This window comes from Alicyclobacillus vulcanalis (genome assembly GCF_900156755.1).
Taxonomy (GTDB): Bacteria; Bacillota; Bacilli; order Alicyclobacillales; family Alicyclobacillaceae; genus Alicyclobacillus; species Alicyclobacillus vulcanalis.
The window spans coordinates 361,346-383,082 of the sequence record NZ_FTOO01000001.1; the positions used below are offsets into that span (position 1 = coordinate 361,346).

21 protein-coding genes are annotated in these 21,737 nt (G+C 59.0%); 13 read left to right on the plus strand and 8 right to left on the minus strand.

The genetic code is table 11. The annotated features are described in order from the left end of the window. Positions 1–12: 12 nt before the first annotated feature. From BW934_RS14950 to BW934_RS01795, 4 genes are all read right to left on the minus strand, one after another. A complete protein-coding gene (locus BW934_RS14950; protein WP_159437291.1) occupies positions 13–156 on the minus strand; it encodes a hypothetical protein in 144 nt (47 codons plus the stop codon). 12 nt (positions 157–168) lie between these two features. Further along, positions 169–1,113 carry an HD-GYP domain-containing protein gene (locus tag BW934_RS01785; protein WP_234969461.1) on the minus strand — a complete coding sequence of 315 codons (945 nt, stop codon included), beginning with the start codon at positions 1,111–1,113 and terminating at the stop codon, positions 169–171. Positions 1,114–1,272: 159 nt separating this feature from the next. Continuing rightward, positions 1,273–1,620, minus strand: coding sequence for a hypothetical protein (locus tag BW934_RS01790; protein ID WP_076344437.1), 348 nt, complete (start codon positions 1,618–1,620; stop codon positions 1,273–1,275). Positions 1,621–1,817: 197 nt separating this feature from the next. Then, positions 1,818–3,485, minus strand: a complete 1,668-nt coding sequence (locus tag BW934_RS01795; RefSeq protein WP_076344439.1) for a purine-cytosine permease family protein — start codon at positions 3,483–3,485, stop codon at positions 1,818–1,820. Between the two features lie 216 nt (positions 3,486–3,701). On the opposite strand from BW934_RS01795, the gene fmdA reads away from it, so the two are divergent. From fmdA to BW934_RS01810, 3 genes are read left to right on the plus strand one after another with little or no spacing between them, the layout of a single operon-like run. Beyond that, on the plus strand, positions 3,702–4,883 hold the full coding sequence (fmdA, locus tag BW934_RS01800) for a formamidase (RefSeq protein WP_076344441.1): 1,182 nt from the start codon (positions 3,702–3,704) through the stop codon (positions 4,881–4,883). Positions 4,884–4,888: 5 nt separating this feature from the next. After that, entirely contained in the window at positions 4,889–5,179 is a 291-nt protein-coding gene (locus BW934_RS15430; protein WP_159437292.1) for an FmdB family zinc ribbon protein, read from the plus strand. A 42-nt stretch (positions 5,180–5,221) separates the two neighbouring features. After that, positions 5,222–6,265 carry an aliphatic amidase gene (locus BW934_RS01810; protein ID WP_076344445.1) on the plus strand — a complete coding sequence of 348 codons (1,044 nt, stop codon included), beginning with the start codon at positions 5,222–5,224 and terminating at the stop codon, positions 6,263–6,265. A 26-nt stretch (positions 6,266–6,291) separates the two neighbouring features. Here the strand turns inward: BW934_RS01810 and BW934_RS01815 are convergent, their stop codons facing one another. Both BW934_RS01815 and BW934_RS01820 read right to left on the minus strand, forming a co-directional pair. Beyond that, positions 6,292–7,587, minus strand: a complete 1,296-nt coding sequence (locus BW934_RS01815) for an ABC transporter substrate-binding protein (protein ID WP_076344447.1) — start codon at positions 7,585–7,587, stop codon at positions 6,292–6,294. Between the two features lie 19 nt (positions 7,588–7,606). Beyond that, positions 7,607–8,722, minus strand: a complete 1,116-nt coding sequence (locus BW934_RS01820; RefSeq protein ID WP_076344449.1) for a HAMP domain-containing protein — start codon at positions 8,720–8,722, stop codon at positions 7,607–7,609. A gap of 180 nt (positions 8,723–8,902) precedes the next feature. Between BW934_RS01820 and BW934_RS01825 the strand changes: the two genes are divergently transcribed. Beyond that, positions 8,903–10,102, plus strand: a complete 1,200-nt coding sequence (locus BW934_RS01825) for an ROK family protein (RefSeq protein WP_076344451.1) — start codon at positions 8,903–8,905, stop codon at positions 10,100–10,102. A gap of 84 nt (positions 10,103–10,186) precedes the next feature. Further along, positions 10,187–10,693 carry a LabA-like NYN domain-containing protein gene (locus BW934_RS01830; RefSeq protein ID WP_076344453.1) on the plus strand — a complete coding sequence of 169 codons (507 nt, stop codon included), beginning with the start codon at positions 10,187–10,189 and terminating at the stop codon, positions 10,691–10,693. Here the strand turns inward: BW934_RS01830 and BW934_RS01835 are convergent. Both BW934_RS01835 and BW934_RS01840 read right to left on the minus strand, forming a co-directional pair. Then, entirely contained in the window at positions 10,669–11,847 is a 1,179-nt protein-coding gene (locus BW934_RS01835; RefSeq protein ID WP_234969462.1) for an MFS transporter, read from the minus strand. The genes BW934_RS01830 and BW934_RS01835 overlap by 25 nt on opposite strands. Positions 11,848–11,976: 129 nt before the next feature. Continuing rightward, positions 11,977–12,171 (minus strand): hypothetical protein, encoded by a 195-nt coding sequence (locus BW934_RS01840; protein WP_076344457.1) that lies wholly within the window; start codon positions 12,169–12,171, stop codon positions 11,977–11,979. Positions 12,172–12,378: 207 nt separating this feature from the next. Here BW934_RS01840 and BW934_RS01845 point away from each other — a divergent pair, with 207 nt between their 5' ends. From BW934_RS01845 to cmr6, 8 genes are read left to right on the plus strand one after another with little or no spacing between them, the layout of a single operon-like run. Beyond that, entirely contained in the window at positions 12,379–13,461 is a 1,083-nt protein-coding gene (locus tag BW934_RS01845) for a hypothetical protein (RefSeq protein ID WP_234969464.1), read from the plus strand. Between the two features lie 14 nt (positions 13,462–13,475). Then, positions 13,476–14,831: a TM1812 family CRISPR-associated protein gene (locus BW934_RS01850; RefSeq protein WP_076344459.1), complete on the plus strand. Its 1,356-nt coding sequence runs from the start codon at positions 13,476–13,478 to the stop codon at positions 14,829–14,831. A 40-nt stretch (positions 14,832–14,871) separates the two neighbouring features. Beyond that, positions 14,872–16,230 carry a type III-B CRISPR module RAMP protein Cmr1 gene (gene cmr1 / locus BW934_RS01855; RefSeq protein WP_234969483.1) on the plus strand — a complete coding sequence of 453 codons (1,359 nt, stop codon included), beginning with the start codon at positions 14,872–14,874 and terminating at the stop codon, positions 16,228–16,230. A 14-nt stretch (positions 16,231–16,244) separates the two neighbouring features. Further along, positions 16,245–18,071: a type III-B CRISPR-associated protein Cas10/Cmr2 gene (gene cas10, locus BW934_RS01860; protein WP_268757169.1), complete on the plus strand. Its 1,827-nt coding sequence runs from the start codon at positions 16,245–16,247 to the stop codon at positions 18,069–18,071. Then, entirely contained in the window at positions 18,068–19,309 is a 1,242-nt protein-coding gene (locus tag BW934_RS01865; protein WP_076344465.1) for a type III-B CRISPR module-associated Cmr3 family protein, read from the plus strand. The genes cas10 and BW934_RS01865 overlap by 4 nt, the downstream gene beginning before the upstream one ends. Then, on the plus strand, positions 19,306–20,154 hold the full coding sequence (cmr4, locus tag BW934_RS01870; protein WP_076344467.1) for a type III-B CRISPR module RAMP protein Cmr4: 849 nt from the start codon (positions 19,306–19,308) through the stop codon (positions 20,152–20,154). The genes BW934_RS01865 and cmr4 overlap by 4 nt, the downstream gene beginning before the upstream one ends. Position 20,155: 1 nt before the next feature. Further along, complete coding sequence (gene cmr5, locus BW934_RS01875; RefSeq protein WP_076344469.1) at positions 20,156–20,551, plus strand: type III-B CRISPR module-associated protein Cmr5; 396 nt, start codon at positions 20,156–20,158, stop codon at positions 20,549–20,551. Continuing rightward, positions 20,544–21,695 (plus strand): type III-B CRISPR module RAMP protein Cmr6, encoded by a 1,152-nt coding sequence (gene cmr6, locus BW934_RS01880; RefSeq protein ID WP_076344471.1) that lies wholly within the window; start codon positions 20,544–20,546, stop codon positions 21,693–21,695. The genes cmr5 and cmr6 overlap by 8 nt, the downstream gene beginning before the upstream one ends. Positions 21,696–21,737: the final 42 nt, after the last annotated feature.

A 21,737-nucleotide genomic window follows, 5' to 3' on the forward strand; every position in this document is an offset into this window, starting at 1 on the left:
ACAAGCTACGCGTCAGGAAGTAGGCTGCGGCTCTTGAAGGATTGCGCTGTAGGTGGCGCCACCACTGTGAACTGCTGCGCTGGCGAAAGCTGGCGTGGTCAGCGCAAATGCACCAAGAGCAAGTACACCCATCAAAACCCTTTTCAACGATTTCACATCACAGCCTCCTCACATGCCATCGAGATTATTTATGCTTACGACCCTTAAAAATGCGTCGACTACACGCGGGTCGTAAAGCTTGCCCTTAAGAGACTCTATTTCTTGCAGTGCCTCTTGTTTTGACTTCCTACTCTGATAGGGCCGTTCCGTAGTCATTGCGTCGTAGCTATCGACCACAGCCACAATCGCAGCAGGTAGGTAAATTTCCTTACCACGAAGGCCGTAAGGGTACCCGCTACCATCGTATCGTTCGTGGTGCTGCTCTGCTACGGCACTTCCGACATGTAAAAACGGGTTGGACGGTGAGCTCATCATATCCCGACCATATATCGTATGCATCTTCATAATATCAAATTCTTCTGGCGTTAGTCTACCAGGCTTCCTAAGAATTTCGTCTGGAATTTGTATTTTACCGATATCATGGAACAACGCGCCACAACTTAAAGAAAGCAATTCCCTGGCTGATAAACCCAATTCACATCCGATTAAAACGGAGTATTTCCGGATCCGTTCACAATGAGATGCCGTATATCCATCCTTTTCAGCGATTTCTCTGGCTAGGCGGTGGAACCGTTCAACGCCTCGCTTGTAAACGTCGAAGATGGGCTTTGAACTCAAGTATATAAATTCCGAGTCCGCCATCGCTACGATGCACACATCATCCTTAGTAGGATACATCGTAACAATGTCGCCTGGCTCTGCGTACTGCACTTCATGTCCATTAGCTACCCTAAGCCGTCCTTGAAGTACAATGAGAGATTCGAACGGCGTGGTGTTGGGCGACGGGTTAAAGCCCATAGTACCGAGCTTTTTCAGATGATGCCAAATGAACTCTAAGCCATCGTATGACCCCAGGAGCGTAATGGTCATGTTGTCGGTGCTGGCGCTGTCAAGTCCTTCGTCAGGGCGGAGAATGCGCAGCCACGAGCTCAGTCCTTGGTTCTCGACGTTCAAGATGTGAACACCTACTTTGACTTGAGATGATGTGATGACAGCCGCGACATCTGTAGACAACGTACGACATCTCAAGCTTAAGGACGAGCTTGCCATTTCGTCAATAGACCAAACGGCGAAGACTTGACCTGTTGCGCTCGCAAAACGAGCGCTTGGACATCAGCTGTATTCGCGCGACGACAGAAACGCGACTTCAACCAAAATCAGAAGCAGGTCAAACACACCGAACATCGTCGAGAACCACAGCTGTGTGCCTCCGTTCCCGAGGCCAATGATAAACAGGCTCACCACCGCGATGAGAACAATCAGTGCGATGTGTACCGTCTGCGTGAAGCCGCTCGTCGTTCTCATCCGGTAAACCAGCAGCAAGATGGTTAAAAGAGCGACAACCGTCAGAACCATGCCCGGATGTGTCGACAGGTGCACCATGAGTGCGGTGATGATGATGGCTGCCACCAAGATATAGATAATCGCGAGCGAACCAGCGGTAAACGGCTTCTTCATCATGTGTCATCCCTCCTGCGGGCTTTGCATTCACATCGACCGTACTTAGCCTAAGTATAGCCAAGATTTCATGCGTGGAGACAAGCTTTTTCTCTCTTACCTATGCATCCAGATCGCAGCCTTCTCAGCCAGGGCATCCCCGTCGGGCGCACAAAAAAGCGGCAGCGGCGAACCCGCTGCCGTGAAAAGGCGAGACCGTGTCAGTGCACGTGCCCAGCTTTGCAGAGGTCGTGACACGCGCTTTCGAGGCTACAGCACAGAGAGCAGATGGGCGCTTTGTGAAAAGGGCAGTACAGCATATCCGCTTTTTCATATTCGAACCCGCAGCAGGCGCACGTGAATTCTGCAGGCAGCTCCGATCGGCGATGCTCATCGTGATACCGATCCGACCGCTCAAACGTGTTCTCCCGCGCGATGTAATACTTGCCGCGCGTGACGATGGCGATCACCGGCGCCAGCACAAAGGCGAGAACGAGCGACAGGAACGGCGAGTACGCCTGCAACACCGGGCCGAATGCGCCGAAGAAAGCCGCGATCGACACCCCCGCCGCGATGATCATGGATCCGAAGCCGACGGGATTGAAATTGTAAAGGTGACCGCGCTTGAACTCGATGTAGGACGGACTTATCTTGAGCAGCCCCTTGTTGATGACGAGATCGGACACCACCGCGCCAATCCAGGCGACCGCGAGATTCGAGTAAAACCCGAGAACGGTATTCAGAAATCCAAACACGCCGGCTTCCATGAGGCCTAGCGCGATCCCGACGTTGAGAAACAGCCAGACGACGCGGCCTGGGTGCGTATGAAAGATGCGCGAGAAAAAGTTCGACCACGACAGCGACCCCGAGTACGCGTTCGTCACGTTGATTTTAATTTGAGAGAGGAGAACAAAGAACGTGGCGAGTGCCAGCGCCGCATAACTGCTGCCGATCACGGCGTGGAACGCATGCGTGTACATGTTGATGGGCTCGTCGGCTGCTTTCGCCCCCATGCTCGGCGCAATCCACGAAGCCAAAAGCGATCCGCCGAGCTGCTTGATGGCGCCGAGAAGGACCCAACCGGGGCCCGCCAACATCACGGCAATCCACCATTTTCCTCGGTTTTCGGACGTCAGATTTGGCATGAAGCGCAGATAGTCCACCTGTTCGCCAATCTGGGCGATGAGCGACAGCGTGACGCCCGCCGCCAAGCCGAACTCCATGGCGTTGAAATGGCTGCCCGATGCCGACGATCCGCCGAAGTGCACCCACTGGCTGAAGGCGGACGGATCCTTGACGGCGATGGCGACGAAGGGGCCGAGCATCAAGACGAGCCAGATGGGTTGTGTAGCCACCTGAAGTTTGGATAGAGCCGTCATACCAAACATGACGAGTGGAATGATGACCAAGGAACAAATGAGGTACCCGATGGGCAGTGGGATGTGGAAAAATTCTTCGAGCGCTTGCGCCATGACGGATCCCTCGAGCGAAAAGTAGATGAACGTAAACGACGCATACACCAAAGAGGTGAGGGTGGACCCATAATAGCCAAAACCCGCGCCGCGCGTCAGAAGGTCCATGTCGATGTTGTATTTTGCAGAATAGTACGCGATGGGGATGCCCGTGAGAAAGATGATCGCGGCGACCACCAAGATGGAGCTCACGGCGTTCGCGAATCCGTACGAAAGTACCACCGAGCCCCCTATAGCGAAATCGGCCATGTACGCGATGCCGCCAAGTGCCGAGTTCATGACCGTCCACACGCCCCAGCGCCGGAACGACTTAGGCGCGTAGCGCAGGGCGTAATCCTCGAAGACCGGATTTTGCACCCAGCGGTTAAAGGTCCGCTTCGGCGTCGGGCGCCCCCGTTCGGGTTGTAGTACCGACATTGAAACCCCTCCAAACTTTCTGAAATTGAATACGGTCTGTGGTTCGAACGGTATCACGCTCTGCTAGGCTAAGCAATGCATGTTGTCATACATTCTAACGTAAATTCGGATGTAAACGTTCTATTTATCGTCTGTTAGGTTATATACATTGACGCGTTGAGGGGTATCCAAGAGATAATGCTCGTGTATCCGCGAGATTTGTGAGGTGATGTGAAGTTGTCGAACGTACTGTTTCGGGTCGACCTCACCAAACCCATGGACCAGCAGGATGTGCCTGGCCACAACAGGTGGCATCCCGATATCCCGGCCGTGGTCAAAGTTCGCCCAGGCGAAGTGTTTCGGATAGAAATGAAGGACTGGACCGATGGTCAGATTCAGAACAACGACGATCCGTCTGACATTCGTGACGTGGATCTCTGCCGCGTGCACGTTTTAAGTGGCCCGATTTACGTCGATGGCGCCGAGCCCGGCGATCTTCTCGTCGTGGACTTGTTGGACATGGGGCCGCTTCCAGGCGCCGAGTGGGGATTTAACGGCATTTTCGCGCGCGAGAATGGCGGAGGTTTTCTGGTTGACTATTTTCCTGAAGCTGCGAAGTCCATTTGGGAGTTCCAAGGTATTTACGCCGTGAGCCGCCACGTGCCGGGGGTTCGCATTCCTTCCCTCATCCATCCTGGCTTGATCGGGGTCGCGCCATCCGCGGAACTTTTGGATCGCTGGAACGCCCGCGAACGCAAGCTCGTGGAGTCCAATCCTTCTCGGGTCCCACCGCTTGCAAATTTGCCGGATCCGCGGAGCGCTGTGCTCGGGACGCTCCGGGGAGCTGAGTTCGATCGCGTCGCCAAGGAAGCCGCCCGCACGGTGCCGCCGCGCGAAAACGGCGGTAACTGCGACATCAAGAATCTTTCAAAGGGGAGTCGGGTGTATTTCCCCGTGTATGTGAAGGGGGCCAAGCTTTCCGTTGGAGATCTCCATTTTTGCCAGGGGGACGGTGAAATCACGTTCTGCGGCGCCATCGAGATGAGCGGGTGGATCGACATGGTGGTGGACGTCATCAAAGGAGGCATGGCGAAATACGGCATCGTGCACAACCCGGTGTTTGAGACAGGGCCCATGGAGCCAAGGTTTTCCGAGTATTTGGTGTTCGAGGGCGTGTCCGTGGACGAACACACGGGCGAACAGCGTTATTTGGACGCTCACGTGGCTTACCGACGCGCCTGTTTAAACGCCATTCAGTATCTCGAGCGGTTTGGTTACACCCCTGAACAGGCGTACATGCTGCTTGGCGTGGCACCGGTTGAAGGTCGCATCAGTGGCATTGTCGACGTGCCCAACGCATGCTGCACCCTCGCGATTCCCACCGCCATCTTCGATCGCGACATTCGACCGAAAGGATGATGCCCATGCCCACCTACCGGTTCTTGTGTTCAACGTGTGGAAGCTTTGAACGCGTGCTGCCCATGCAGCAGGCGGCGTCTGCCGCGCGATGTCCGTACTGTGGGGACATGGCGGATCGCCAGTTCACGGCGGTATACGTCGGTGGCGGAGGGCGCGGAGCGTCGCGCGAGGGCGCCCGGAGCTCCACGGAGCCCGCGCTCAGGGTGCGAGCGCACTCCTCTCCAGAGCGCGCGCGTCAACCTCACCGACACGCGGGCACGGGGCGGCCGTGGCAAGTGGGCCACGTCCACGGTTGAGGTGCAGTTCTGCATTCCAAGAACGAGGGGAGCGTCTTTTCCATGCGCCATGGCGATATTGTAAGCAGCCAAGATACTGTCGGTGTTGCCGTTGTCAACTACAAGATGCCGCGCTTGCATACCCGGGAGGATGTGCTGCGCAATGCGACGCAAATCGCGGAGATGATTGGCGGACTGAAACTCGGTTACCCCGGGCTCGATCTCGTCGTCTTCCCCGAATACAGTCTGCACGGCATCATGTACGACGAGCGAGAGATGTTTGAAACAGCCGCTTCTGTGCCGGGGCCCGAAACCGACATTCTCTGCGAAGCCTGTCGCCAACACCGCGTGTGGGGCGTCTTTTCGGTGACAGGTGAGAGACATGAGGAGCATCCTCGGAAGTGGCCATATAACACCGCAATTTTGGTAAACGATCACGGCGAGATCGTGCAGAAATACCGGAAAATCATGCCCTGGACGCCGGTTGAGCCCTGGTATCCGGGCGATCGCACCTGGGTCTCCGAGGGGCCCAAGGGGCTGAAGGTGAGTCTGATCATTTGTGACGACGGAAACTACCCAGAGATTTGGCGCGATTGTGCGATGAAGGGTGCGGAGCTCATCGTGCGGCCGCAGGGCTACATGTATCCGGCCAAAGAGCAACAAATCTTGATGGCGAAGGCCATGGCCTGGGCAAATAACTGCTATGTGGCCGTGGCAAACGCCGCGGGGTTTGACGGCGTGTACGCGTACTTCGGCCACTCCGCTATCATCGGCTTTGACGGGCGAACGCTTGGGGAGTGCGGCACCGAGGAATACGGCGTCCAGTATGCCGAGATTTCCATCTCCCAAATTCGTGAATTTCGGCGAACGGCTCAGGCCCAAAACCATCTATTCAAGCTGCTCCACCGGGGATACAGTGGATATCTTTACTCGGGCGATGGGGATGCCGGTGTCTGCGAATGCCCCTTCGAGTTTTACAAGACCTGGGTTACGGCGCCGGAAGTGGCTCGTGCCAACGTCGAGGCTCTTACGCGCGCGACGCTCGACACGGACGACTGCCCGTACGAGCCCATCCGCGCAAGGACATCGGGCCTGCCCATCGGGTGACGGCGACTTCGCCGCCGTTCACGGCATCAGGGCAGGGGATTGGCGAGATCGGCCTGTTTCAACAGTTGCAGGCACTGATTGACGTTGCCTGTGTTGATGAGCAACGTGATGGCTTGGGCTGCCGCCTGCTCGAACGCTGGGTTGGCAGCCTCGCCATTCGCCAGGCTCGGGACGAGCGCGTCTTTCCGGAACGCCTCTGCCGAGGCCTGACTGTATGCATCGAAGCCGTCGAGAGGCACATCGCTGCGCGGCGGGATGGATCCCTTCCATAAATTAAATTGTCTCTGTCCGTCCCGCGAGGCCACCACGCGCAGGAAGTCGAGCGCGCCCGCGGGATTGTGCGCGCCTTTCGGCATCCCAAAGGTGTCGATCACGTATTCAAAGTCACCTTGCGTTCCGGGGAAGGGCGTCCATCCGAAATCGCGCCCTTCTTTCATGCCGCTTGCGAGGAAGTACGCCTTGGCCCAGTCGCCCATCACATTGAAGGCCGCTTGCCCTGAGGCGACGAGCGAGCAGGCGCCGTCCCACGACAGTTGAGCGTGATCGGCATTGGTGTAGGGCAGAAGTTGAAGAAATGTCTCGCAGGCCTTGCGAACCACGGGAGACGTCAGAGGCACTGTGCCGTTCCAGATGTCGTCATAGGTTTTCGGGCCGGCGGTGGCGAGCAACACGTTTTCCCACAGCATGACCGACCCGAGTTGGTCCCGGTCGCCGTACGCGATGGGCGTCACGCCATGCGCTTTCAGAACCTTGCAGTCGGCGAGGAGCTCGTCAAGCGTCTGCGGCGGCTTGAGGCCATACGTGGCGAGCACCCGCGCGTTGTACCACAGCACGTTGCCTCGCTCGACGTCGAGCGGCACCGCGTACACGTGGCCGTCGTAGGTGACGCCGTCGATCGCGACCTTCGGCAGCACCTTGTACAGGCCAAGTTCGCGGTACAGTGCATCGAGCGGTTCCATCTTGCCCGCTTTGACCCAGACCATCAGCTCTTGGCCGACGTGGACCTGGAACGTCTCGGGCGGATCGCCCGCGGTGATGCGGCTCGCCAAGACAGCCTTCGCGTTATCGCCGCCGCCGCCCGCCACGGCATCGTTGACGATGTGCTCGCGCGGATACCGCTTGCGAAAGACGGAGATGAGGGCGTTCAGGGCGTTCGTCTCGCCTTTTGCGGTCCACCAGCTGAAGATTTGCACGTCTTGGTCGGCCGCGGCCTGGGACGCGGGGTGGTCCTGGGAGGACACGCCATGGTTGGCCGGTCCGCACCCCGATAGCGCGAGGCACGCCGCCAAGGCGGCCGCGAGCTGTTTGTATCTCCGAAGCATCCAGGTGTCCCTCCATCTCCTACACTTCGAAGCTTGCCATCAACTGGTGGAGCTCACTCGCTCGTTCGCTCAGTCGGCCCGCCGTGCGGTTGACCTGTTGCACGGCCGACAATTGTCCGCGCGCCGTGGTCGAGAGTCCGTCGAGATCGCGCATGACCTGGCTGAGGTCCTCGATCAATCGATTGACCGCGCGCTGCATGGGCTCCCAGTCGAAGTCGCCAGCGCGGGGTCTTCGCACTGCTTCCGCTTGCGCTGCTGCGTCCGCGAGATGTCCCGCCAACTGTTGCACATTGCGCATGACGCGTTCGATCCCGTCTCGCACGTGCTGGAGCACGTCCGTCATGTGCAACGCCCCGTGCGCCGTGTAATCGCCGTTTTCAATCAGCTGCTTAAAGTCGGTGTACAGTTCCTCGGCCGTCTCGCCCATCTGTGAGACCAGCTGCTGCAGGCTCCTTGCCATGCGTTCGAAGCCGCGGGCGAGGCTCCCGAGCTCATCCTTGCGGCGCGACGCTTCAAGCGAGACGGCGAAGTTCCCCTGAGCAATCTCGTTGGCGGCCTCCATCATGGATTGAAGGGGTTTCGAGAGCACTTGGCGCGTGAACAGCCACGCGCAAGCCACAGCGACGAGAAGCGCGCACACGCCTGCGACGAGAATGTCGCTTAGCAGGCCCTTCAAAGACGCGAGGTCTGACGCGATCGACAGGCGAACATTGGCGCTGTACTGCATGCCCGCGTAGCCGGTGAGCGGGACCACCACGTCGATGGTCGAGCCCTGAATGGAGGTGAGCAGCTTTTGCTCGCCGAGGGCGATGGTGCTCGAGGGGGACGCCTGGCTGCCGATCCGGCGCGGGTCGGTCGACGCGATGTCGTACAAAAAGTCGTTCAGCTTGTAGATGTCGAAGGACACGAGGTCTGGATTTTGACGCTTAAGGTTTAACAGCACCGATTCGAATTGGTAGTCCGGGACATCGCTGAGGAGCGCCGAGTCGATGGTCTGCACGATGGAAACCGCTTTCTCCTTCGATAGGTTGATGATACTCTCGCGGCTCTTGAAGTAGACGATGGTCAGCGTGGCGGAAAGGGTGCCGAGGATGACGACGCTGAACAAGATGACCAACTTGCGAAACAGGGTCAAGCGCGCTCCTCCTCCGTCCCACTTCTGTTCAAACGCCGGACGGCGTATACTGATACGTAACGTGCCATTCTCTCATTCTATGACCTTCATGCTAGGGCATTCCGCGGGGCTTTGCAATAGACGGGCGCGTTGTCCGCCTAACATCTGCGTGGGGCCGCCAATTCAAGGGGTGACCGAGGGTTGCACGCCAACGTCGACGCTTCGGCCATGCGCCGAATGAATCGCGCCACGGTCCTCAAATTGATTCGAGATCTGCGGACCACCTCGCGCATCGACATCTCCCAGATGACCGGGCTCAACAAGGCCACGGTCTCCAATATTGTGGATGAACTCATCGCGGAGCAGCTCGTGCTCGAGGTGGGCTACGGATCGTCGAGCGGCGGGCGCAAGCCCATTCTCCTCCGGTTCAACGCCAATGCCGCGTACGCCATTGGCGTCGACGTCCAGCTGTCGCACATGACCACGGTCGTGTGCAACATTCGGGGCGAGCCTGTGTATCGGCACGTGCGCACGCTTGGGCTCGCAGAGGCGCAGGACGTGCGTGCCGTGTTGCTCGAGGCCATCGAAGAGGAGCTGCAGAAAGCCGTTGCCGCTGCGCCGCCGAGCCCATACGGACTTCTCGGCGCATGCCTCGCGTTTCCGGGGATGGTAGACTTTCGCCGAGGTGCGTTGTATTATTTGCCGAGTGTGTCGGTGGGGGAGTGGGAGATTCTCGCCGATCTCGGCCGGACGGTGAGCATCCCCTTGTTTCTCGACAACGATGCGAATTGCGGTGCATGGAACGAGTACATGGCGCAGGCGATGAAGGTGAAGAACCTCATTTTTGTGAACATGGGCCTTGGCGTCGGCGCCGGGATTGTCGTGGAAGGGAAGCTGTACCGAGGCCGGGACGGCATTGCTGGTGAGGCCGGGCACATGACCATCAATCCGATGGGTTCCGCATGCATGTGCGGGGGATACGGTTGTTGGGAAGAATACGCTTCCGAACGCGGCCTGATGCGCTACTTGCGGGAAGCGGGCGCCGACGTCGCGGCCTTGAGCCGCAGAGAGTCGGTGCTTGAGCAGGCGCTGGAAGAGGCTCAGAACGACAACCGCGCGTTTATCCGCGCGTTTCATTCGCTGGGGCAATATCTTGGCCTCGGAATTTCCAATTTGTTAAACCTGCTGAATCCCGACGAGGTCATCCTCGGGGGGAGCGTGGTGCGGGCATCCACGTTTGTGTTGCCAGAGGTTGAGCGCGTCATTAAGCACCGCGCGCTGTTGCAGAACAAGCAGGTCCCGGTGCGCGTCGGGAGCCAGCTCGCCGTCGCGATCGGGGCTTCGCTTCTCGCTGTGCACGAAACGCTGTTTGCTTCTGCCATAGAACCGATGCCGACGTGATCGCGCGGTCGCCGAGCCATCTCGCACGAGACTGCGCGATCCCGAGAAACGCCGAGCCCTGAAGAGAAAAGGAGTCATCGGGAGATGAGAGTTTCGCTCTTCGTCGATGGTGCGAACTACTATTACATGCAGCGGGACAAACTGAAGTGGACCATCGACGCGCAGAAGCTGCTGGAGTGGGCCAAGAGCAAAGGCGAACTGGTGGATGCCTTCTATTATATAGGCCGAAGTTCTCCGAGCGACGTCCGAGAGCAGAAGTATCTCGACATGCTGGCGTACAGCGGATACTCGATTGTGACGAAGGATATCAAGGAGATCATCCAAGAGGACGGGTCCATCACCCGCAAGGCGAACCTGGACATCGAGATCGTCCTTGACATGTTCAACACGATTGACAATTACGACATGGCCATTCTCGTCAGTGGCGACGGGGATTTCGAGCGGGCCCTGCAACTGCTCAGGGCCCGTGGAAAAAAGTTTATCGTCCTTTCGACCGCGGGCTTCATCGCGTCGGAGCTGCGCATGGTGGCGGGCATGCACTTCATCGACGTGAATACCTTGCGCGATCAGCTGGAGCGTGTGATGACCTGACGACGGGCGCCGGACGCGGGGGCGAGCGCGTAGGTGAGGGCGCAGGCCGCAGCGCTGACCGCGGCCACAGCCCAAAAGCCTCGGCTTAAGCCGACGAGATCGCCCAGCCATCCGACGACGGCGGGGCCGCCGAACATGCCGACGGCGTAGATGGCTTGGTAGAAGCCCATGGCCGTGGCCCGGCGGTCCGCCTCGATGTGGCGGATGGCGAGTCCCATGAGAACGGGCATGCACAGTCCCTGTCCAAACCCATTGATGGCCTGCGTCACGTACAGCAGCGTGAGCGTGTGGCAAAGCGGGATGGAGGCCGTGAACAAGGCCGCGATGGCGAAGCCGAAGGCCACGACGTTGCGCTCGCCGATCCAGCGGGCAAACAGGCTGCCACTGAAGTAGGACGCGACGGCGTTCGGCAGGGTGGCCGCGAGGGTGAGCCAGCTCAAATCCGCTTTGTTCGCGCCGAGCTGCGTGGCCTGCTCGGGGCTGAAGCCAAACATGGTGGTGAAGGTGACGACTTGGGCGAGGACCGCCAAACAGGAAACGCCAAGGACGATGCGATCCCGCCCGACGGCGAGCATCTCGCCCACGCGGATGCCGCCGTGATCGCGCGCAGGCGGTTTGTCGACGACGAAGCAGGCGAGGACGGTGGCTGCGAGTCCACCGGCAGCGCCGAGCCAGAACGCGGCGTGCCAGCCGTGGTGCTCTGCCCACAAGCCGCCGAGCGTCGACGCTGCAAGCTGGCCGATGGACGTGTAAAAGCTCAGGATCCCCATCGCCTTGGGCGCCTCGTGAGGCTCGTGATAGCTTGCGTAGAGCACGGTGAACACGACCCAGCACCCGGCCGCGATCCCGGCGAGCAGGCGGAAGACGAGGGCAGCTGCGACCGAGTGGGTGATGGCGAATCCGAGGCTCGAGAGCATGCCCATCGCACCGCCGGCGATGACAAACGGCTTGCGGCTGCGGATTTTGTCGGACCAGACGCCAATCGGGACTCTGACGAGCATCTGGGAGAAGCCGTACGACCCGACGACCATGCCGGCCATGCTCAGCGAGCCTCCGAGGGCGACGACGTACGGTGACAACAGCGGTACATACGTGTAGGTGGAGAACCAGTACAACGCCGTGACAGCGTAAAACAGGGGGAGCCGGTTGTTCAAGAGACGCCACCCTTTCCATGCGAGGTGTGTAACGTGCAAGCGCTGTTTGAGCTCCTGGGCCTCGCCGTGCTTGGCTATTTTATCTGGAGAAGTGCACAACTGGAACGTGAAAAGCGAAACGATCGCCGCTCATGACCCGCCCCAGGGCGGGTCTTTTGGATCTCGCGACTGGTTGCGCTTTCGCTCGCCCCAGCCAAAGCCCCACTGAAGGAAGGCGGGGGTTACGCAAAGGAATAACAGACCCCAGCGCGCCGTCACGGCGGACACGACGAGGCAGGCCACCGGGATGGCGATGGAAAGGATGCGAAGCCAGTTGCGGTTCATGGCCAACACCTCGATTCGGTAACGGTTTCATTATAGCGCGAGCTGGTCGCTCGAGTAGCGAGGGTCGGATGTTTTCTCAGGGATCGATCAAGTGTGAAAATGTTGTAGAACGGAGGGAGGATTTTGGATACACACGTCGAATTTTGGCTTCATGGGTATATCGAGCGGCGAAAGAAGCGGGGGTTGCGCATGTCGAGGCAGAGGGTCTTGATTTCCATCGTGGGGGTGTCCGCTTGGGGAAACATTCCCCTCGGCCAACGCACGCAGGCCTCGTACGATCAGATGGTAGAGAATCTTCGGGAAAGGATTGAAACCTCCGCTGAGATGAGCATCCTCCTTGGTGCGGAAAAGCTTCCGCGCTACAGGAAGGACCGGTTTACTCATTATCTTCTCGCTCCGGATTCGGATGAGGCCGTGCTCGCGGCAAAGGCGATTCAACAAGTGAGTCGCGAGATGGGGAAGGAATGTTATTTTAAGGAAGATTGCGATCGCATTCGTGGCTTGGATCCCAAAGACAGTGTGAGTTTCATTCGGAGCGGCCTGCCCTCGCTGTTGGAACGAATCCGCCGCATTGTCGAAGAGGAGTTTCCCACCGATCCACGCGATGCAACTGTCCTTTTGAATGTGACGTCGGGGTTCAAGGCGATCACGCCGTACACATCCGCCATGGCATTCTTGTACCACTTGCCGCTTGTCTACAAGTATGAGCAAAGTTCTTCCATCCTCGTGATGCATCCGCTGCCGGTCGCGCTCGATACCTCGCTGGTCGAGTCGCATTATGAAACGTTTGTACAACTTCACCGAGCCGCGCCCTTGGCGGAATGGGAGGGGCGCGAGGAATACCAAACGTTGCGGGAACTCGGCTACGTTGAAGAAGTAGACGACCTCTGTGCCTTGAACGGCACGGGGAATCTCCTTCTTTTCGCCTTTGAACGCGATGCTGCCGTCCTTGACGTCACCAAACAAGTTCTCAACGAAATTCAGGCCGATGCTCGGTTGCGAGCATGCGTCTTCAAGTTTGCTCGTTCTGCGCAACTGCGCGACAACAAGACGGAGAACAAGAACGGTCACGTGGTGTTTGACGACGGGAACAATCCGTATCGGATTTTCTACGAAGAGGGAGTTGTTCCCCGGGTGTACGCCGCACATGCCGACCACGCACTCGCTTATGCACGCCAGTTGCAGCGGTCGAAGAATAGTTCTCACGTCTATACGCGCGTGCGGTTAGTGAAGACCAGGGATGACATCCGCGTGGAGGCTTTTTCATCCGAGGTGCATCAAATGAACTGAAGGGAAGGGCAACGATGTCGACTCGCAAGATCTTCGTCACGTTTTTTGGGAGTGGCGGCTATTTTGTCGCCAACTATCAGTGGAAGGATTACATTTCTTCAAGTCGATACTTTCAGGTCGTGGCGCTCGAATGGATGCAGAAAGGCGTTATGCCTTTTCGTCCCGACGAGGTTTGGGTGGTCTTGACACCGCAAGCGCGAAAGAAGTGGACAATACCCGCTGCGGTGGGAGAAAGCTCACCGAGGGATCAAATCTATGCGTGTGCCGAGACCATGGGAGTTACCGTCCACGAAGTGGACTTCGACGAACAGTTTAGCGAGCAGAGCGTCTGGCGCAATTTTGAGACGTTGGTTCGCGAGTTGTCGGAAAAGGCAGAATCCCTGGGCCCGGATGGCGAGCTCCGCGTGGCCGTAGACGCGACACACTCGTTTCGCTACTTTCCCATGCTCGTGCTCACGCTCTTTCACTACGCCTATGTCGTCTACGGCGTAAGACTCGATCTCATTCTCTATGCAACAGCCGACAGAGACACTCAACAAGGCTCGGTCCTCGATCTCACGCCGCTTGCGCAATTGCAGCAGTGGGTCTTGGAGACCCAGCGCGCGCTCAAGGGCCCGGATGCGAGTGGTGTGCAGCGGCTTGTCGAGGAAATTCAGAAGTCCGTAGCGGGTCAAGATTCGTCCCTGAACGCCTTGCTTTCGCCTCTTTCGAAATTTGCGAAGAAATGGAACGCGCTTTGGGAAGTCCTGCGGATCACGAAGCACTTCGCCGTGCCTACTGCGGCGAAGGACGCCATCGAGGCCCTGGATGCGTGTGAGCGTCGTTTTGCGGAGCGTGGCGCGGACGCGGCGGCCTTTTACCCATTGTTGATTATCCTTCGACAGGTGCGCGAGCAAATTGAGCCGCTCTGTGAGACGGAATGGGTACCGCTGATGCTCGCCATGGTCCGCTGGTACGTGGACCGTGGAATGCTTCATCAGGCCTACACAACCATGCGCGAACTCTACTATACGCACGCGGCGGAAACGGCAGCAATGGATGTTTTTGATCATTCTGCTCGGGAAGAGTTGTCGAGGTTAGCGCACTCAGTGAGTAAAGGAGCGTCTGATCCGAATCGCGATCACCCCAGCCTCGCGAACATACCGCAAGAGCGGATTGACGCCGCTCGAGCTTTTCTTGAACAGTTTTCCGAACAGATTAGCAACATATCTGCACTTCGCAATCAACTCAATCATGGTTTCTTCCAGTCGGGCAAACCCAACACATCAGAAGAAACCTTCCGAACTTCACTCGAGGAGCCAATGGCGCAGCTCATGGAGTATGTTCGCGCGCGAGAGGAGACTGTGAATGAGCAGAATACCCAATCTTGAACTTCCTGAAGTTCGTGAAGCTTCGCATCTCCTGGTGAGTATGGACGTTCGAACGCTCACACCCGTGATCGGCGCGGGCGTTCGCTCGCAACAGGTCGATCAAGGACACCCGATACGTGGAGAGACGGTGAGGGGACATCTGCGATTTTGGTGGCGAACGGTGTCGAGAGGAGGACCTTTGGATGAGTGGATAGAGAAACGGCTTCAAGCCGAACGCGGAGGTCGCGCGGATGTGCGCCTTGCGGCATTCGATTCCGTCAAGCGATTGCGCCTTCGCGAGGCCGCGGTGTGGGGGAGTTCTAGCCAGGCTGGGTTGGTCACAGTGCAGGTGCAATCCACCATCGAGCGCTGCAAGAATGTTCGGCAGGGGTCTATCAGGGACGTGGTGAGCCATTTGGGCAGGGCGATGGGCCTCGATCAAGTGAACAAGGTCTCGCCCATTGGCTATGCAGCATTTCCTCTGCAGCCGAACAGGGGAGATTCAAAGGACGCTCGTTCAGAGGTCTTCATGGGGCGTTTCACCGTTCGGATTGACTGGACGCCGTGGGCTCGGCACCTGTGTGAGCACGTGAAAGATCAAGTCGAGCAAGAAGTCCGCGAAGCTCTGTGGCGGTGGGTGCACCTCGGGGGCATTGGCATGCGCTGGCGGCGAGGTTTCGGCGCGCTGACGGTCGACGATATTCCTCGCAGTCTCGACGAAATTGCCAAGCATCTCGCGGATCATCAGCCCGAAGGTCTACCCGCCGTTCGAGCTGTACTGGTTGTCAAAGATAAGACCAGACACGCGCCAAAGCAAGGTAAGTTGAATTCTGATGTTTGGGAGGTGTGGGAGCACTGCATCCGACCTTTGCAACGGTATCGACAGCTGAGGGAGCCGAAGAAGAACGGAAGGACAGGGTACACCAAGACGCGTTGGCCCGAAGCCAACATCATACGCGCGCTTGCACGCGGGGAGAAGGTTAACCAAGAAAAACTTCGCGTTCCGCGCGCGTTGCTGGGTCTGCCTGTGAACTTTCACTTTCAAAGAGAATCGACACCAGACGCTGAGCTGCGTCCAGAAAAAGACCCTGGAAGTCTGCTGGGGCGTTTCCCGAGTCCCTTCATTTTGCGCCCCGTGCTCGTCGGTTCATCGGTCTATCCCATGTGCGTGTGGCTGGAGTCGCCCTTGACCGACGATCAGAAAGACGGGTTTGTTTGCATGTCGCTCAAAGTCGGGGATCATGTGATCAGCGTGCCTCCAAAGGCTGCGCTGAGAAAGCGCGAGGACCGGCTCGCCGTGCTCGAAGCCCAATCTGAGAACTCCCCGCAATTCGAGTATGCCGAGGATCCACTGGCGGACTTTCTCCGACATCTAAAGAGTCAGGGGTTTGGCGTCATTTATCCGCGCAATGCGACTTGAAGGGCGTGATCGTCGTGGGCGAGTATTTGGGGTCCATAAGCTTAGGTCCGGTGCAAGACTTTGTGCAGGCCGCCCGGCGGACGAGAGACCTCTGGTTTGGTTCTCACTTTCTCTCAGAGGTTTCTAAGCGAGTGGCCGAAAGTCTTGTCGCCGACAGCGCAGAACTCATTTTTCCGCATCCTGACAGTCTACGAGGTACGCAGGCCATCTCGAACAAAATTCTCGCTGTGGTTGAGGCCGATTCGGTCCGGCACGTCGTGAAACGGGCGCGTGATGCGGCGTTGACCTATCTTCGGCGCATCGCGAAAGATACCCTGCAGAAGCTCCAGGACGGGCTTCCACCTTCTCGAGATGTGGTGGATGAAGACCTTTTTTTCCGCCAGGTGGATGATTTCCTCGAATTTTATGCGGCCTGGGTGCCGGTCACGGGTGTGTACGAGCGGGATCGAAAGCGCGTCGAGGCGTTGCTGGCGGCGCGAAAGACCGTCCGCAATTTCGAGCCGAACCCGGGGAAACCCGTCGTCAAGTCGAGCCTGGATGGCGCGCGCGAGTCTGTGATGCGGGTGTACCCGGGTGATGAAATCCTTGAGCGTCGCTTGAGGAGCAAGGGCATTCGGGTGGGTGAGGCCTTGGATGCCATGGGGCTCATCAAGCCGTTGAGCGTACACCGACCGTATCCGTCCGTGGTGCGCGTGGCGGTGGACAGCTGGATCCGCGCCGGGTTGTTGGACGAAAGCTTTCGCGCACAACTGCGGCGCACGTCCGATGTATTGCAGATGGTCGCGGACAAGGTGCCTGAGGCGGATGTGGTCTCGCGCATGGCCGAATTTCACACGGCGGCTAGCCACGTTCCATCAGACTATCAAGAATTTCCTTATGACGGCAAGGTGCTCCTCGAAGGTTTCTTCGAACAGGAGGAGTTCAAACAGCTGGCCGCGCGCGATGGAGAGCTGGCGCGCGTGCTCAAAGACGAGGTCACCCGCCTGCAGAAGTTACGCCCGCACGCACCGCATCCCTACCTGGCCGTGCTGATGGCCGACGGGGACCGCATGGGCGTCCAAATCGACCGGATGCAGCGCGTGGAGAATCACAAGGATTTCAGCGCTCGCGTGTCCGAGTTTGCGAGACGCGCGCAGGACGTGATCGTCGAGCATCATGGGGTTCCCGTCTATGCGGGCGGCGACGACGTGTTGGCCTTCCTGCCGCTCGAGACCTGCCTGCAGGCGGCGGATGCGCTGCGAACGTTATTCGAGTCTTTGGTCGGCACGATCGCGACGCAGGACAAGCCGTCGTTGTCCGTCGGGATCGCAATTGGATACTGCCGGGAGGATCTTGGCTATCTTCGCCAACTCGCACAGCAGGCGGAACACGAGGCGAAAGAGCCCGACCGCAACGGCCTTTGCGTCTGGGTTCAGACCCGCTCCGGAGGCGATCCGATCCGCGTGCGATGCAGGTGGGACGAAGATCCCGTGCCCCGCATGGAGCGGTTGGTCACTTGGCACCAAAAGGCCGAAGTCGCGCACGCCACGGGGTATGCGCTCGAGGGGGTCGCCCGCCTCTACGGAAGGAAAGCCAGCAAGGACATCGTGGCTGGGGAGCTGCGGCGAGCCCTTCGCCGGCGCACACTGCCCGGCGAAAGGCAGCTCGCGGACGAGGTCGTGAAGGAAATCGAGTCGCTGTTTGCGTCGCGACTTCAAGCTCATGAGGCGCATGCTGGTGACGCGATGGCTGCGCTTGAGGTTTGCGCATCATGGCTGAAGTTGGGGCATTGGTTCGCGAGCCACACCGAACCGGCGATTTGGAATTCGCGCGGGCGGGCGCACGAGGAGGTCGGGACATGAAAAAGGGATGGGTGATCTTGGAGCCTTTCGGCCGCGTTGTCGTGCGCGACGGGCGACCTTTTGGAGGCGAAAACCGAACGCTGTATTCGCTCCCCTGGCCATTGCCTCCGACCACCGCAGGCGCGGTCAGGACGCTGGTGGGGTCTCTGAGTGCGCCAGGTCACGCAGCTTTTTCAACAAGCAGGATTGCCTTGCTCAAGCAAATCGTTGTACAAGGTCCGATGCTCACTGTGGAACATGTCAACGGAACCTATGAATTTTTTGTCCCGGCGCCGCGCGACGTCTGGATGGCGAGGGCCGAAGGCCGGATGAAATTGGGCGCTTTGGTTCCGATGCGCGTGGGCGACGACGCCGACACCGATCTTCCGATCCCGCGGGCCTTTGCCTGCCCGCCCGGCGTGGACAAGCCTCTTGCGCCACCTGCCTTTTGGTCGCTCGACGCGTATCTCAGGTGGATGTCGCGCGACCACGCGAAGACGCCGATGATGGAGCACGTTGGCGAAGATCCCGTCTCGGCCCTGTCGGCTTACCTGTTTGAACCAGAAGACGCCAATAGCGCGCGTGATCGCCACTTTCGTCCTGGCCCCACATTGGAGTGGCGCACGCACGTGCAGATGGAAGGGGGGCATCGGAAGACGGGAGGACTCTACTCGCCGTCAGGGCTCCGGTTTCAGCACCATGAGCGACTTGCTTGCTTTGTCACGCTGCCGGATGCGTTGGAAGATGTGTTCGAAGACTGCTCCGAGGCCGTGGGTCATCTCGGAGGCGAGCGCGGGCTAGCTCGCGTGAGTTGGAAACCGGCACAACATGCGGCACCGGCCGGTTGGGGAGCAAGCCGGGCGCTCACGGAGCCCTATCGCAGTGGCGATTTGCTCCGGATGGCGCTCATCACGCCCTGTCCGTTCGCGAGGGGCTGGCTGCCCACATGGCTGGACGAACGCCTGGAGGGAACGTGGCCCGGTACGCAGATGCGCGTGAGGCTTGAGACGGCCATCGTGTCTCGCTACGTCCCGGTGTCAGGGTGGAGCCTCGCCGAACCGCGCGGGCCCAAACCGATGCGCAAATGCGTTCCTGCAGGCAGCGTTTACTTCTTTACCGTGCTGGAAGAGGATCCGCATCGATCGATCCGGCCGCTTGACCTGTGGTGGTCGTCGGTGGCGGATGATCCGCAAGACGCCTGCGACGGATTTGGCATCGTGGCCGTCGGCCGGTGGTCGTGGAGGGAGGATGTATTGTGAGCATCGTTCAATCGTACTGGCTGTATGCCTATTCACCCATTCATGTCGGGGCGGGACAGGGCACCGGATTCGTGGATCTCCCCGTTGTCCGCGAGAAGGTCACCGGGTGGCCCTATATTCCAGGCACCTCCGTCAAGGGCGTGCTTCGGGACGAGTGGGAACGCCTCCAGCTTGGCGACGTACACCGCGTGTTTGGCACGCAGGATCGCGCAGGGCTCGCGACATTCACGGATGCCCGACTTGTCTGTCTTCCTGTCGCAAGTTTGTTTGGCACGTATGCCTATGTGACGTGCCCGCTCATCTTACAGCGCCTATCGCGCGACATGGCGTTGGCAGGCTTTGACCTCCCTGACTGGCCCCGCAGTGTCGATGTAAGTCAAGCGCGGGTGGCGGAGGGCTCCAAGCTTGGCTTCCAGTTTCAGAATGCCGATCCATCGCTGTATCTCTTGGAATTTTGCCTGAAGGCCGACATGTGTGAGCTCACGACGTCTGTCGCGCGGAAGCTCGCCGAGATCGTGTTTGAAGAGGAAGCGTGGAGGCAGGCGTTTGTCGAACGGTTTGTGGTCGTCAACGACCAGATGTTTCAGTTGTTTTCTGAGCAAGGGACCCAGGTGGACGCGCACATTCGCATGGGCGATCACGGCACCGTCGCCAATGGGGCGCTCTGGTACGAGGAGTCACTTCCGCCTGAATCGCTCCTTGCGGGCCTCGTGGCTTTGGACGATCCGACGGAAGATGTGCTGTCCAACTTTACGGGCAGGAGGCTCATGCAAATCGGCGGGAATGCGACGACAGGGTGCGGCCAGTCGCAGCTGATCTTCGGACCACGGAAGGCGGTGAACTGACGTGGATAGGCTACCTGTCGACGACGTACAGCCTCGCGCAGCCCAATTTTTGCAGACGGCCCAGGAGCTTGTGGACCAGGTGGAGGCTTGCGTTCGTGCTGAGTACGCTTCCCTCGTACGCGGGCTGCCTGCTCTTCTCCATCAATCAGGACTCTTTCAAACCGTGGCATATTTGGAGAGTCGCGCGGGTCGAGCGTCAGCTCACAGCCTCGTGCTTACGCACTTGTCGAAGTTGTTACGTGCCTTCACAGGCATGGAACAGATCACGACGACGAAACTCGCGAAAATGAAACTCCATGAAGTTGTCGTCGTATCGCGGCTCGCCCTGGAGGCAGCCACTTGGTTGAAGCGTATGGTGGAAATCCTGGTGGGAGACGAGGAGGGGGCCCATGCGTGACGGTCATGTGGGTGGCCCCTTGGCGCACGCCGGCGAGTGGGACGCTGCAAAAGCACATTTCGGCAATCCGGGCCTGGTGTTTTACCGCTTTGGATTCGCGTTTCACAGAAGAGGTACGCAGGCAGAGGCCGAGGGCGGTCTACTGGCCTCCGCATATGAAGACATTTTGCAAGCGTTGTGCTCCCTGAAGCGCGACGGATGGTATTCGATGTGGTATGAGCGCGCGAAGGACATCCCGAGCCGCGCACATGATCGCTACACGCGCGGCGAGATCCGGTTCAGTGAGCGGGTTGCCGTGGGCTTAGGGCGCGAGTCTGTCTATGAGGTGGGCTTGGCGTTTCACCCCGTCTATGGCGTGCCGTACATCCCCGCAAGCACCTTGAAAGGACTTACGGCGCATTACGTTCACGAGGTCGTCGGGGAGCAACTGGGCCACAGCGCTTTCAAACGCGGGGGAGAAGCTCATCGGTTTCTCTTTGGAACGGTCGATGAAGGCCCGAATTCCGAGGACAGATCACGAGGGGCGCTCGTGTTTCATGACGCGCTCCTTGCACCGGAGTCCCTTGCGTGTCTCAGGCTCGACGTCATGACCGTGCACTATCCGTCGTACTACCGCGAGGTCGACACGCCGCATGGGATGGACGATCCGATTCCAATTTATTTTCTCAGCCTGGACTGTCCCACGTTTTTGCTGCGCCTTGGGATCGACTGTGCGGATCCGAAGGCGGAAGCGTGGCTCGCGTGGTCGTGGGAGCGGCTTCTGGATGCGCTCACGAGCTGGGGCGTGGGTGGGAAAACGTCGAGTGGCTTGGGTCGAGCCCGCGCACGACAAGTCGAAGGTGCAACGTCGCCTGCTCAGCCGGCTGGCCCGAAGAAGGGTGACGTCGTGCGCGTTCGGAGGATTGAGCCGCCAGAAGGGAAAAAGGGCGTCTGGTTTGAGACCGTGGACGAACCCAGGCTGTACGGAGACCTCGAAGGCGGCAAGGAGGAGACATCGCCGCCGATTGGCGAGATCACCGAGCTCATGTTGAAGCAAAAGGACGTCAGGGATCCTCAGCGCGTGAAGTGGAGTCATCCTCCGCGACTCAAGCCGCAGGCATCTCCGTCTCCGCGTCCCATGGGTGGGCGCGGAACGAGGAGGTAATGCATGGGTATGGGTGAGGAAATCCCGGCGCGGGCACAGGAA